Origin of the sequence: Paenibacillus sp. EKM301P (assembly GCF_011800295.1) — a bacterium.
GTDB lineage: Bacteria > Bacillota > Bacilli > Paenibacillales > Paenibacillaceae > Paenibacillus > Paenibacillus polymyxa.
The window spans coordinates 39805-52448 of sequence record NZ_JAALFM010000008.1 but is presented as its reverse complement, the minus strand read 5'-3'; the positions used below and the strand labels follow the sequence as shown (position 1 = coordinate 52448).

Here is a 12644-nt window from a genome sequence, read left to right as displayed (position 1 = left end):
CCAGAATTAAACGGCTTCGATATCACTCGCCAAAGAGGAATCATTGTTCGAGATGGGATGACGAACGATTTTAACCTCATAAAATGTAATTTTGTTTTCAATAATATAGTCTGGAATTTGACGGTGGTTGTGGGATTCGCGGAACGCTTCACTTTTCGTCCAGCCTTGGAAGTTCTCTTTTTCCTGCCAGCGTGTGCTAATCGTTACTTCCTCATAATCCTTCGTGTTTTCCGTCAGCAGCACTTCCAGACCGAGGAAGCCTTCCATTTTTTCAACCTGTCCTTCTTTGTTAAATCTTTCGATGAGCAGGTGGGCATTGCCCGGTGTAATTTTAGATGTATTTGTAACGATAACCATATTAAATTCCTCCTGAATGATGTGGTATGGTCGGTATAATAACCGGATAGCCATCCTCAAATTTGATGGTAGCGTTCATTTCATAAATGTCGCGAAGAAAAGCAGACGTCAAAATCTGACGGGGTTCGCCAGCGACGGCGATTCGTCCCTTTTTAAGCGCAATCATATGATGACAATAGGCCGCAGCTTGCTGCAAATCATGCAGTACCATAACAATCGTCAAGCCGGACTCGTGATTGATACGCCGCAGCATATCCATAACTTCAAATTGATGGGCGATATCCAGAAAAGTGGTTGGTTCATCGAGTAAAAGAATACCCGTTTGTTGGGCCAAGGCCATTGCAATTCGCGCTTTTTGTTGTTCACCTCCCGATAGAGTATGGAACATCCGATCTGCATAGGGCTTGATGCCTGTGATTCCCATGACATGGTCGATAATATGCTGGTCTTGCCTGGTAGGACTTGTCCTCAAACCCTTGGTATGAGGGGATCTTCCGTAAGCGACCAGCTCACGGACTGTTAATAACGGCAGCATGTCCTTCATTTGCGGCAGCATGGTAATCGTCTGGGCAAAATCACGCCGTTTATATTCCTCTACGGGCCTGCCCAGTACGGAAACCTTGCCCTGATCCTGCTTGAGCAGCCGGGTCAAAATCCGCAAAAGCGTAGACTTGCCTGAGCCGTTGGGACCGACAATGGCAGTGAGTTGTCCGGCGGGCAAGGTAATGTTCACATCGTCCAGCTGGAAATACCCGCGTTGTAAGGAAAGATGCTTACCCTGAATGGCTGTCATCCGAAATTCCCCCGTTTCTTGAGCAGGATTAAGAAGAACGGTGCCCCAATGACGGCCAGCAAAATACCGACAGGCAGCTCAATCGGATCAAACCAAGAGCGTGCCACTGTATCGGCTAGGACAACCAGTGTCCCACCGCCCACAATGGAAAGGGGGAGGAGGAAACGATAATCTTCCCCGATGAGCAGCCTTATAACATGGGGAACGACCAGTCCTACGAACCCGATCAGCCCGGCTACACTGACCGCCGTGCCGGCGAGCAGGGCAGAGAGCAAGATAATGAGCATCCGTTGAAGCTCTACCCGCTGGCCCAGCAGCTGTGCTGAATCATCACCCAATAGCAACAAATTCGCAGGCTTAATGGCAAACAAAGAGGCGATTAAGCCAATGATAGCGTAAGGAGCCATGAACTCCAGATGATGCCAGCTTCGTCCATTTAACCCGCCGGATAGCCAAGGAAGTACAGCCTGTACGCGGTCGCTGTACATGACCATTACTCCGTTGGTGAGCGCGCCCAGCAACGCGTTGATTGCAACACCAGCCAGTACAATTTTGACAGGGGAAGCCCCTCGGTCCCAAGCCAGCAGGTAAATGACGATCGCACTCAGAAAGGCTCCCAAAAAGGCGGTTACCGGAAGAAGGTAACTAAGCTGTGGAAGCATCACCATCGTAATGACGGCTGCAAGCCCACCTCCAGCCGATACACCAATAATGCCTGGGTCAGCCAATGGATTTTTCATGACGCCTTGAAGAAGTGCTCCTGAAGCTGCGAGACAAGCGCCTACCAGTAAACCCACCAACACTCTGGGTAGTCGGAGATCCATTAGGATCGTGCGATATGTGGATTCATCATTATGTAGCAAAACCTGATTGATTTCTTGAAGTGGAATCGACACCGAACCGTAGGCTAGACCGTACACAGAGACAGCTAGCAGTAAGATCGGAAGGGTAATCCAGGCGATGGTGCGTCTTCTGGTGCGCTGTAGTTTGTTCATCGTCATCGCCTATTTCGCCGGATACAGCTTTTGGTGCATCAAATCCAGCGCTTTAGTGACCCGTGTCCCCGGATTCGTCCCGAACAAATCTGAAGGTAAAACTTCGACCTGATTGTTTTGGACTGCCCTGATTCCGTTCCAAGCTGCATTTTCCTGCATTTCCTTTATAAATGCGGCTTTAACCTCTTCCGTATTACCATGGGTCATGATGAAAATGTAATCAGGGTCAGCCTGTACGATGCGTTCTGTGTTCAACTGCGCATATTGCGGGAAATTTTGCAGGCCCGGAAAATCAGCGGCGATATTGGAGCCACCTGCAACCTCCAAAATATTCCCGCCTAGAGAATTCGGCAGCGCCGCCATGTACGTGGCCGGGGCTCCGTAAACCAGCAACACCTTCGGTTTGGAGGTAGAGGCTGTTTCTTTTTGCAGTTTGACTACCTGTTGGTCAATTTGTTGGTTCAGCTTTACGGCCCCGGCCTGCTTTTGCAGTAATTGTCCGAACAGCGTAATTTGTGACTGGATATCCTGAACTGAATTGGCCCCAGTCAGCAGCAGTTGTGAACCGACTCCTTCAATAGCTGGAATGTCTTTTTCATTCATAGGATAATTGCCTAGCACGACATCCGGTTTGAGCATCGTAATTTTCTCCAGATCCACTTCATGGGTGGAGCCTATTTGCTGAACGTTTTCAGCAGCAGGTACGACGGAAGGTCCATTGGAGTTGGGTCTTCCCACGGCTGTCCCGCCTAATGCGTAAATAATATCCAGATCGCCATTGCTGAGCGCAACGATATGTTGAGGGATCTTTTGAAACGCCAACGTCCGTTTTGAAAAATCAGTAACTTGAATCGTCGCGCCGCTTGTCGTGCTTGAAGCGGTAGATACGGAAACGCTGGCTGGTTTCTGATCTGCGGAGGTACCATTACTACATCCGGTAACTGCCAATAAAAGCGCTGCGGACGACCACAACACATAAGATTTCATGTTATTCCTCCTGCAATTTTCAAGTTAAACAATAATGATAATCATTTTCATTTATGTATAAGAGAATGATAATGAATATCACTGAGTATTGTCAATTGAAAAAAGCAATTTTTTAAATAAATTTTGAACTAAAAACAAAAGAGAGTCATTCTAATTATAGAAGAAGGAACTACAAATTTTTATTAAAAAATAGCATATATCAAGGGATTACGTACACACAAATACATATTGACATTTTCGAAAAGTGTAAGATATATTGGTGATGGGTTTACTTGATTTTGCGAAATTATGGAATAGAGAGGTGGGGAGACAAGCTCGAAAAGAGCTATTTTTTTTAAATTATCAATTGAGAATGATAATCAATTAGTTTATTCTCGTGGGGAGGGACTGCTGTCAAAATGAAGAAGGGGTATTCTGCAATTATTGCTGTGTTTCTGCTGGTGAGTGTGCTGAGCTTTTGGCCAACTTCGTTATCTGTAGGAGCCGCTGCGGCTTCTCCAAAATTGGCGGATGGTACATACACGCTCAAATACAATATTCTCAAGGCAGAAAATGATTCGGTGTCCATGGCTAATGATTATTTTGAAAAACCAGCTAAGTTGTATGTAAAAAAAGGTCAAATGACCATGCAAATTAAGCTGAATCATAGCGAATGGACAACCGGGTTTAAAGTGGATTACAAAGGTAAAATCATCGATACCAAGGTCATCCAAAAGGATGCCAAAGCCGATACTCGCACCGTGCAATTTCCCATTGCGAGTGTCAACAGCCCGTTGATCTCTAAAATCCATGTTACTGTCCCTGCTTACAATTACGATCATGACTATACGATCCGCTTCGCTTTTGATTCCAAAAGCATCAAAAAAGTGGCAGCCGTCCAGTCAGCGAAATCAGCCAATTCTTCCAAAAAGTAAATTGAAGCCATCTTTATCGTTCATAAAATCAACATAAATTCAAGCATAAAAAATTGAGGAGTGTGTGTAGATATGAATATGGTAATGAATCGCTTTGAGCAATTTTCTTTCAAGAAGGCATTCGTAGCACTGATCATGACAGCACTTGTTTTTGCACTGATGGCTCCACTTTCTGCTAAAGCAGCAGCAGCCGACGGCACGTATAACGTAGATTATACCGTTCTGAAGGATCAAACCAATGAAACTTCTCGATTGGACAGCTATCTGACGAAGCCTGCTCAGGTTACGGTAGCTAATGGCAAAAATGTTGTTCGTCTGACTGTGAAAAGCAGCAATCTGATTACGGCGTTCAAAGTAGAGCAAAATGGCGTATTGCAAGATGCGACTGTAGTAAGCACAAATCCGGCGAACAACACTCGTGTCGTGGAATTCGAAGTGGCTGACCTGAATGCCAAAGTAAATGCTTACGCTGAAATTACCATCCCAGTGATTGGCTACACAGGCAAGTACGATGTACAACTGCAATTCGACGAAATCTAATCCAAAATAAAACGTAAAAGGAGATTAAAACATGAACATGATTATGAATCGTATGGAGAAATTGTCTCTAAAAAAAGTAATGCTCACTGTATTGATGGCTGCGCTTGTTTTTGTGGTACTAGCCCCATTCTCAGCTAATCAAGCGAACGCGGCTTTGCCTAATGGAACGTATCAATTGCCTTATACCGTTTATAAAGATGGAACCACTGAGCCTTCTTACATGGATACCAATGGTTATGTAAAAAAACCAGCCACACTGATTGTTACGAATGGTCAATACAAAGTGCGAGTAGCTATTACTAAAAGTGCTTGGGTTACTGAATTCAAAACGCAACAAAACGGCCAGTATGTGAATGCGACTGTGGTAAGTACATCAGGTGATACAAGAATAGTAGAGTATCCTGTAAGTAATTTTGCTCAAAAATTGAACGTTAAGTTGCATGTAAGTGTACCAAAAGAATACACTGGCGGCATTCCTTACGATCACGACTATGTTGTTCAATTCCAATTCGACGACAGTGATATCTAAGGGTTTCTTTTTGAGATAATGATTTTGAACTGAATGCTCATTTGGAGCTTAGTTCCAAAGCTCCAAATGAGTATATTTTAAGTAGGGGGATACATCACCTTGAAAAGCCGATTGAACAAATATATTACGACATTCGCTGCTATTCTAATGTTGTTTTCTTTATTTTCACCATACGCAGGAGCAACACCCGAGGATGAATCCACTTCGTCGAATTTGCCTGACTCAAGCACTACAGTGACTAGTGCTACGTATGCTACTTATGAGTATCCGGTAGAACTGCCCGGTCCATATGTTGAGCCTACGAATGCTATAACAACAACTGAAGCGACTTATGCAGATGGAGAATACCTGATTGATTATAAGCCTTTGCGCAAGACAGTCAGTGGAAGCACCAAGGATTCAAGTTTTAAAACAAATTATACCTACCCTGGAGATTTGATTATTAAAGATGGAAAATACCATTTTTCATTTAAATTTGCAGAGGCTCAAGGGCTTTCGAAATTTCTAGTTGAACAAAACGGGGAAACGGTTCCCGCCAAAATAGAAGTAGATTCCGGAAAAGCTTCGGGAACGGTAAGCTTCGATGTTTATGATTTTCATCAAAATGTAAATACGGAGTTTGGATTTAACAGCAGTTCTCCATGGTATGTAGATACCGATCCGGACCGTTCAGTGAAGGAATGGATTGAGTTTGATCCTTCCAGTTTGAGACTTAAAAACTCAACCGAGAATCCAACCGTTCCACCAGTGACACCACCGGTAACGCCTCCTGGCACAGGAGAAAAGTTAGCTGATTTGGACTTTACCCTCTTGAAAGATGGAACAGAGGAAAAGTCCATGATGGATGGGTATACGGAGAAGCCAGGCTCGCTAATTGAGCGTGGAGGCAAACAATATGCCCAGTTTACGTTAAAGAATAGTAAGCAAATTGATGGCTTTAAGGTAGAGCAAAATGGAGTGTTAACTGACACCTCTATTGTAAGTGAAGACCAGAATGCGAATACACGAGTTATCGAGTTTGAAGTAAAAGAACTACCAGCCAAGCTGAATGCATGGGTGAGCATCAACTGGCCTGAGTTGGGCTACGTGCATACTTATAATGTAGATCTGCAGTTGGCTTCTGTACCTGTACCAACAACTTTGGCGGATGGAACGTACTCTATTAACTTTGATACTTTGCATGCAACCAAAGATCAGCCATCGGCCATGGCCCAATATCTGTTGTCTCCGGCGACTTTGACGGTATTGAAGGGACAAAAAGAAGTTTCCTTCACCATTAAAGACAGCACTACCGTAACAGAATTCAAAACAGAGCAAAACGGGACACTTACGGATGCAGATATTGTAAGTGAGGACAAGACAGCCAACACGCGTGTTGTGAAATTCAAGGTAGCTGATTTGGACGCAATTTTGAATGCACAGGTCCATGTGAGCACGACTTATCCAGGTGGGGTTTATGAGATGGACCATAAACTTCGTCTTCAGTTCGATAAAAGTAGTATCACAGAGAATGGAAGCTCTCCAGAAACGACATCCAATCTGGACTTCACTCTTTTGAAGGATGGAACGAATGAAGTTTCTATGATGGATGGGTATACAGAGAAACCAGGCACCTTGATTGAACGTAATGGCAAGAAGTATGTTCGTTTTACCTTGAAAAAGAGTGAGCAGATTGATGGTTTTAAGGTAGAACAAAACGGAGTATTAACTAATGTTGCTACAGTAAGTGAAGACAAAACTGCGAATACACGAGTTATTGAATTCGAGGTTAAAGAAATACCTGCTAAGTTAAGCGCATGGGTAAGTATCAACTGGCCTGAACTGGGCTACGTGCATACCTATAATGTAGATCTTCAATTGGCTTCTGCACCTACATCACCTAGCTTGGCAGATGGAACGTATGCTATTAACTTTAATACCCTGCATGCAACCAAAGATCTGCCATCCGCAATGGCGCAATATCTGTTATCTCCAGCGACTTTAACGGTAGCAAAAGGACAAAAAGAGGTTTCCTTTACCATTAAAGACAGCACTACCGTAACAGAGTTCAAGACAGAACAAAACGGGACATTAACGGATGCAGACATTGTAAGCGAGGACAAGACAGCCAATACGCGTGTTGTGAAATTCAAAGTAGCCGATTTGGACGCGATTTTGAATGCACAGGTCCATGTAAGCACGACCTACCCAGGTGGGGTTTATGAGATGGATCATAAACTTCGACTTCAATTTGACAAAAACAGCATTACAAATGCTCCAACCCCGGTTGATCCTGGGACGCCAGGTACACCAGGCACGCCTGGAAAGAATTTAGCTGATGGAACGTATTCAATCAATTTCGATGCGTTGCATGCAACCAAAGATCAAAAATCGGCCATGGCGCAATATTTATTGTCTCCGGCTACGCTGACGGTATCGAAGGGCAAGTATGAAGCCTCCTTTACGATTAAAGACAGCACCACCGTGACAGAGTTCAAAACAGAACAAAACGGGACGTTGACAGATGCAGATATCGTTAGTGAGGATAAGAATGCGAATACACGTGTTGTGAAATTCAAGGTGGCCGATTTGGACGCTATTCTGAATGCACAGGTACATGTGAGCACGACCTATCCAGGTGGGGTTTATGAGATGGATCATAAGCTTCGTCTTCAATTTGATCGCAGTAGCGTTACGGCTAAAGGTCCGGATAACGGAACCACAACTCCAGTGGAAAATGGCAGATACAGCATTGATTTCTCCGTATTCAAAAACGGAAGCAATGAAATATCTGTGATGGATGGATATATGCAAAAGCCAGCCACACTGTTAAAACAGTCTGGTAAAAATATCATTCAAATTAAAATGGACAAGAGCAGCTGGATTAAAACGTTTAAAGTAAATGGTTCTGAAGCTCAGGTGGTTGAACAGTCCACCTCTGCAGACACAAGAACAGTACAATTTGAAGTACCTAATCTGTCAGATAAAGTTACAGTGAACACGCATGTCATCGTACCTGGATTAGATTTGGGTGGCATCCCATATGACCACGTATATGATGTGCAGTTCCAATTCGAGCCTGCCACCATTCGCAGCTTTGTTGAGCCTACCTCTTCAGGGGCGGCTGATCCTATCGTTAAACTGGATTTTGACAAGCTTGCCAATGGGAAATATGCATTGAAATTCACCATTGTGCTGCCAGATGGCATCACAGGATCTGAATCTCCGGCTCAACGCTTCATCACTAATGAACCAGCGCAATTGGTCGTGGAAGGCGACAAACGGTTTGTAGGTCTGAAGCTGCAAAACAGCAATGAAGTTAAGGCGCTGCGCATTTGGGATAACGCAAGTGGAGGTTATCAGGATGCAGAAGTGACCCGGGAAGATGCAGCAAGTAATACGAAGGACGTTCGTTTCAGTGTAAGTGACTTTAAGAACAACGTAAAAGGTCAACTGGTTGTCTACGAAGCTCCAAAAGTGGCAAGTAGCGCTCTGATGGTTTTCAAGGCGGAGGATCGAGTAGAAAAGGTATATGATTTTGAATTTAAATTCGATACCAGTAATGTATCTTATCACAACGAAACCAAAGCAGACGAAGTAGAACAGGGGAAAAATAACTTAGCCGATGGAGAGTACACGGCGAACTTCCGTGTGCTTGCAAACGGAACGGACAAGGATTCTTTGGTGGCTCCATTTGTACAGAGTCTGGCGAAGTTGATTGTGAAAAATGGTAAGGTCCAGGCCCATGTAACCGTAACAGACAATCAGGCTTTGAAATTATTCCAAACGGACTTTGAGGGCCGCTATGCGAATCCGACGATTGTGGGTACCGACACAAAAGGTGATACACACACAATTGCCTTCGAAGTACCCGATCTGGATAAAAAGCTGAGTGTGTACACACAGGTATATCTGCCTGAGAAATACATTTTTAATGAGAAATTCGGCGGACAGATTCAATTTGACCGTGCATCGCTCAAAGGTGAGGGAGTCAATGCAGCTACAACCGCAACCGCTACTGAATCAACAGCAGTTTCTACGGACAAAGCAGCAGAAACGACCACCTCGGTAGCTGAAGCAAAACCAGCAGTTGAACAGTCGGTTCAAACGGCTTCCGAGAAGCAATACACGATCAATTACAACGTATTTAAAGACAAAACGAATGAAGCGTCCGTTATGGATGGTTATCTCGATAAACCAGCCACATTGATTGAAAAGGGAGACAAGCGCTATATCCAAATCACTTTGAAAAACAGCTCTTGGATGCCGACTCTACAAGTGGAGCAAAACGGTATCCTAAAAGATGTGGAAGTGATCTCGACATCCGGTGATACACGTATCGTTCAATTTGAGGTAGGGGACTTGTCTCAGAAAATCAGTGCTTACACACACGTTATTGTGCCTGGTTTGGTCCTAGGCGGAGTACCGTATGATCACTGGTATACGGTTCAGTTCCAATTTGATGAAGCAAGCCTAAAGGTGAAATAATCTCAGGTTATGGCATCAATAAAGCCTGAATAACAGCAAAGTTTGTATGCGAGCAAGTCTTGGTGTCCCGGCATCAAGACTTGTCAGCATTTACATACCCGAAAAAGTGGGACTCACGCTGTTGCTCTATATTTTGAATTGAGGTGATTGGATTTTCATGAAACAGTATGCAGCTTTGGCTCAAAGGAAAGCGTTTGGTTTCTATATGTTAATCGGCATCATGATCTTATTGCTGGCCGGATGCTCCGGGGGAGCACAGGCTGGACAGGATCATAGCGATGGTTCGACTTCAACGGCAGCATCAAATGCAAGCGGAAAGTCGTCTGATGATAAAACAGCAACTCCACGTATTGTGGCGACTACAGTAGCTATTTCTGAAATTACAGATGCGCTGGGCTTGGATTTGGCTGGCAAGCCGACAAGCACCAAAGTATTGCCTGATCGTTACAAGGATGTCCCTGATGTGGGAAATCCGATGAGTCCTGATATGGAAAAAGTAATGTCCTTGAAACCTACAGATGTGCTTTCGGTGACCACACTCAAATATGATTTGGAGCCTAAGTTTAAGGATCTGAACATTAATGCTGAGTTTTTGAATTTTGAAAGCCTTGCGAATATGCAAAAGGAAATTCAAAAGCTGGGAGACCGATTTGATAAAGCTGAAAAGGCGAAAGAGATTAATGGGGCCTTGGATGCCAAAGTTACTGAGATTCAGCAAAAAATTAAAGGCAAGAAGTCTCCTAAAGTACTAATTCTACTGGGTGTTCCGGGAAGCTATCTGGTGGCTACCGAACATTCCTACATTGGGGATCTGGTTAAAATTGCAGGCGGAACAAATGTGGTTCAGGGCGAGAAGGTGGAGTTCATAGCCCACAATACCGAAGCCTTGCAGCAATCCAATCCTGATATCATTTTGCGTGCTGCACACGGGATGCCGGATGAGGTTGTAAAAATGTTCGATGAAGAGTTCAAAACTAACGATATCTGGAAGCATTTCAACGCTGTGAAAAAAGGGCATGTTTATGATTTGCCTGAACCGTTGTTTGGCACCACAGGGAATTTAGCGGCAAGCTCTGCGCTGGATGAGCTGATGAAAATGCTGTATCCTTCGAATTAAAGGAAGCTGATGACATGTCCAAAAAGTTATGGAGCCTGATTGTTGTAATTGTCTTACTTGTCGGTGTCATGCTGTACTCAGCGATGACAGGCAGCCTCAAGGTGAATTTGAGTCAGTTGGTGACCGGATTGTGGACAGGCACAGATGATCAGGTGAATGTGGTCAAGGATCTTAGACTACCGAGAATTATCGTAGCTGTGATGGCGGGTGCAGCCCTTGCAGTGGCGGGCGTTTTGCTGCAAGCCGTCATGAAAAACCCGCTGGCAGATTCCGGGGTGATCGGCATTTCTTCGGGAGCGGCTTTGGTCTCGCTGATCGCGGTGACCCTCTTTCCGGCGCTTTATTTCTGGATGCCGTTCTTTTCATTTATTGGCGGTGCGTTGGCCTGCCTAATGGTCTATGGATTTTCATGGAAATCTGGCTTGCATCCTATTCGACTTATTTTGATTGGGGTGGCAGTAAACGCCATCTTTTCCGGCCTAGGTCAGTCGTTTAACTATCGGGGCAGTTATGCGGTCACCAGCATTAATCAGGTCACCACCTCAACCTTGTCTATGAAAAAATGGGTAGATGTCGAGGTGATTGTGACTTATGGCGGAATTGGTTTAATTTTGGCCATGCTCGTCTTCTCTTGGTGTAATTTCTTGTCCCTTCAAGATAAAACGGCTAAAAATTTGGGCCTTAACGTGACACGTGCACGACTTTTAATTTCTGTGATAGCAGTGCTGCTTGCAGCAACGGCTACAGCTATAGCAGGAGTAATTGCTTTTATCGGCCTGCTCGTTCCGCATTGTGCCCGCTATCTGGTTGGCTCGGATCATAAGTGGCTGATTCCGTTTTCTGCCTTATGCGGCGGTTTGCTGCTGTTGCTTGCGGATACGCTGGGGCGAACGGTGCTTGCTCCCAATGAAATTCCGGCCTCTATTATTATGGCAGTCATTGGCGGACCATTCCTGATATTCCTGATCAGAAAGGCGGATCGCACCTATGGACATTAAAAATATAACCTTCTCCTATGATCGGAAAACAGATCGTCTACATGCGATCAATGCTGTTATTGAACGGGGACGAATTACTACGATTATTGGGCCCAATGGATGCGGCAAATCGACACTGCTCAGTGTGATGTCCAACAATGCCGTTCCTCGCAAGGGCCAGGTGGTTCTGGATGGCAAGGAGATAGCCCACTACAAGCCCAAGGAACTGGCCCGTCAATTGGCGGTAGTTCATCAGCAGAACGAAGCGCCCTCTGACCTGACAGTAGAAAAACTCGTCAGCTTCGGAAGACTGCCTCATAAGAGCATGTTCACATCCAGCCGGGACGAGGACGAGGAAGCAGTCGAATGGGCTATAGCCTGCACCAATCTGGAGGAACGCAGGACACATACACTGGATCAGCTCTCAGGAGGAGAACGGCAGCGTGTGTGGATTGCAATGGCCTTGGCACAGCGAACGCCGATTTTATTTTTAGATGAGCCGACCACCTATCTGGATATGTATTACCAGCTTGAGATTTTGGAGCTTATTCGGCAGCTCAATCAGGAGCACGGACTGACCATCGTGATGGTGCTGCATGATATTAATCAGGCTATTCGGTATAGTGATGTGATGATCGCTATGAAAGAAGGACGCATAATAGCGAATGGTTCGCCTATAGAGGTCGTTACATCCGAACTGATTCAGGCAGTCTATGGTGTGAAGGTAGTCATAAGACAGGACGAGGAGGCGGGCATGTATCTTATTCCGATTGGCGTCGGAGATTCCGAACATTTACACGCACAGAGAGAGTGTAAGGTATCTGTCCTTGAGTTATCTCATTGAATTTAAAACATAAAAATGGTTCTGATCCAGGTGTTTGTCAGGTGACAATCGTGAGGACAGAAGCATTTTTTTATTTTATTTATAAGATATTGGATGAGATTCAGGGGCAGTTCTGCTTAGACTA

The 12644-nt window shown here is 44.8% G+C and carries 11 protein-coding genes; 7 read left to right on the top strand and 4 right to left on the bottom strand.

Translation table 11 applies throughout. The features are described from left to right. Positions 1–6 precede the first annotated feature (6 nt). Genes isdG through HFD99_RS18445 form a run of 4 tightly spaced genes read right to left on the bottom strand, consistent with a single transcriptional unit; the run spans position 7 to position 3132 of the window. A complete protein-coding gene (isdG, locus tag HFD99_RS18460) occupies positions 7–357 on the bottom strand; it encodes a heme oxygenase (RefSeq protein ID WP_016820299.1) in 351 nt (116 codons plus the stop codon). A 1-nt stretch (position 358) separates the two neighbouring features. After that, on the bottom strand, positions 359–1150 hold the full coding sequence (locus tag HFD99_RS18455) for an ABC transporter ATP-binding protein (RefSeq protein WP_016820298.1): 792 nt from the start codon (positions 1148–1150) through the stop codon (positions 359–361). Further along, positions 1147–2145: a FecCD family ABC transporter permease gene (locus HFD99_RS18450; protein ID WP_025365838.1), complete on the bottom strand. Its 999-nt coding sequence runs from the start codon at positions 2143–2145 to the stop codon at positions 1147–1149. Before HFD99_RS18450 ends, HFD99_RS18455 begins: the two co-directional genes overlap by 4 nt. 9 nt (positions 2146–2154) lie before the next feature. Further along, the gene (locus HFD99_RS18445) at positions 2155–3132 is read right to left on the bottom strand and encodes an ABC transporter substrate-binding protein (protein ID WP_025365837.1); all 978 of its coding nucleotides are present in this window, start codon (positions 3130–3132) and stop codon (positions 2155–2157) included. A 398-nt stretch (positions 3133–3530) separates the two neighbouring features. On the opposite strand from HFD99_RS18445, the gene isdC reads away from it, so the two are divergent. The 7 genes from isdC to HFD99_RS18410 all read left to right on the top strand — a co-directional run bounded on the left by isdC (position 3531) and on the right by HFD99_RS18410 (position 12520). Beyond that, entirely contained in the window at positions 3531–4046 is a 516-nt protein-coding gene (gene isdC / locus HFD99_RS18440; RefSeq protein WP_025365836.1) for a heme uptake protein IsdC, read from the top strand. A gap of 72 nt (positions 4047–4118) precedes the next feature. Further along, positions 4119–4586 (top strand): NEAT domain-containing protein, encoded by a 468-nt coding sequence (locus tag HFD99_RS18435; RefSeq protein ID WP_025365835.1) that lies wholly within the window; start codon positions 4119–4121, stop codon positions 4584–4586. Positions 4587–4617: 31 nt separating this feature from the next. Then, the gene (locus tag HFD99_RS18430) at positions 4618–5115 is read left to right on the top strand and encodes an NEAT domain-containing protein (protein ID WP_167440973.1); all 498 of its coding nucleotides are present in this window, start codon (positions 4618–4620) and stop codon (positions 5113–5115) included. 99 nt (positions 5116–5214) lie between these two features. Then, complete coding sequence (locus HFD99_RS18425) at positions 5215–9582, top strand: NEAT domain-containing protein (RefSeq protein ID WP_123797657.1); 4368 nt, start codon at positions 5215–5217, stop codon at positions 9580–9582. Between the two features lie 157 nt (positions 9583–9739). Next, entirely contained in the window at positions 9740–10699 is a 960-nt protein-coding gene (gene isdE, locus HFD99_RS18420) for a heme ABC transporter substrate-binding protein IsdE (RefSeq protein WP_025365833.1), read from the top strand. 14 nt (positions 10700–10713) lie between these two features. After that, a complete protein-coding gene (locus HFD99_RS18415; RefSeq protein WP_025365832.1) occupies positions 10714–11697 on the top strand; it encodes a FecCD family ABC transporter permease in 984 nt (327 codons plus the stop codon). Further along, the gene (locus tag HFD99_RS18410) at positions 11687–12520 is read left to right on the top strand and encodes an ABC transporter ATP-binding protein (RefSeq protein ID WP_025365831.1); all 834 of its coding nucleotides are present in this window, start codon (positions 11687–11689) and stop codon (positions 12518–12520) included. The genes HFD99_RS18415 and HFD99_RS18410 overlap by 11 nt, the downstream gene beginning before the upstream one ends. Positions 12521–12644 lie beyond the last annotated feature (124 nt).

What these genes read in the sequence shown, in the direction of transcription:
- isdG (WP_016820299.1), bottom strand. Translation starts at nt 357, where the DNA reads ATGGTTATCGTTACAAATACATCTAAAATTACACCGGGCAATGCCCAC.
- HFD99_RS18455 (WP_016820298.1), bottom strand. Translation starts at nt 1,150, where the DNA reads ATGACAGCCATTCAGGGTAAGCATCTTTCCTTACAACGCGGGTATTTC.
- HFD99_RS18450 (WP_025365838.1), bottom strand. Translation starts at nt 2,145, where the DNA reads ATGAACAAACTACAGCGCACCAGAAGACGCACCATCGCCTGGATTACC.
- HFD99_RS18445 (WP_025365837.1), bottom strand. Translation starts at nt 3,132, where the DNA reads ATGAAATCTTATGTGTTGTGGTCGTCCGCAGCGCTTTTATTGGCAGTT.
- isdC (WP_025365836.1), top strand. Translation starts at nt 3,531, where the DNA reads ATGAAGAAGGGGTATTCTGCAATTATTGCTGTGTTTCTGCTGGTGAGT.
- HFD99_RS18435 (WP_025365835.1), top strand. Translation starts at nt 4,119, where the DNA reads ATGAATATGGTAATGAATCGCTTTGAGCAATTTTCTTTCAAGAAGGCA.
- HFD99_RS18430 (WP_167440973.1), top strand. Translation starts at nt 4,618, where the DNA reads ATGAACATGATTATGAATCGTATGGAGAAATTGTCTCTAAAAAAAGTA.
- isdE (WP_025365833.1), top strand. Translation starts at nt 9,740, where the DNA reads ATGAAACAGTATGCAGCTTTGGCTCAAAGGAAAGCGTTTGGTTTCTAT.
- HFD99_RS18415 (WP_025365832.1), top strand. Translation starts at nt 10,714, where the DNA reads ATGTCCAAAAAGTTATGGAGCCTGATTGTTGTAATTGTCTTACTTGTC.
- HFD99_RS18410 (WP_025365831.1), top strand. Translation starts at nt 11,687, where the DNA reads ATGGACATTAAAAATATAACCTTCTCCTATGATCGGAAAACAGATCGT.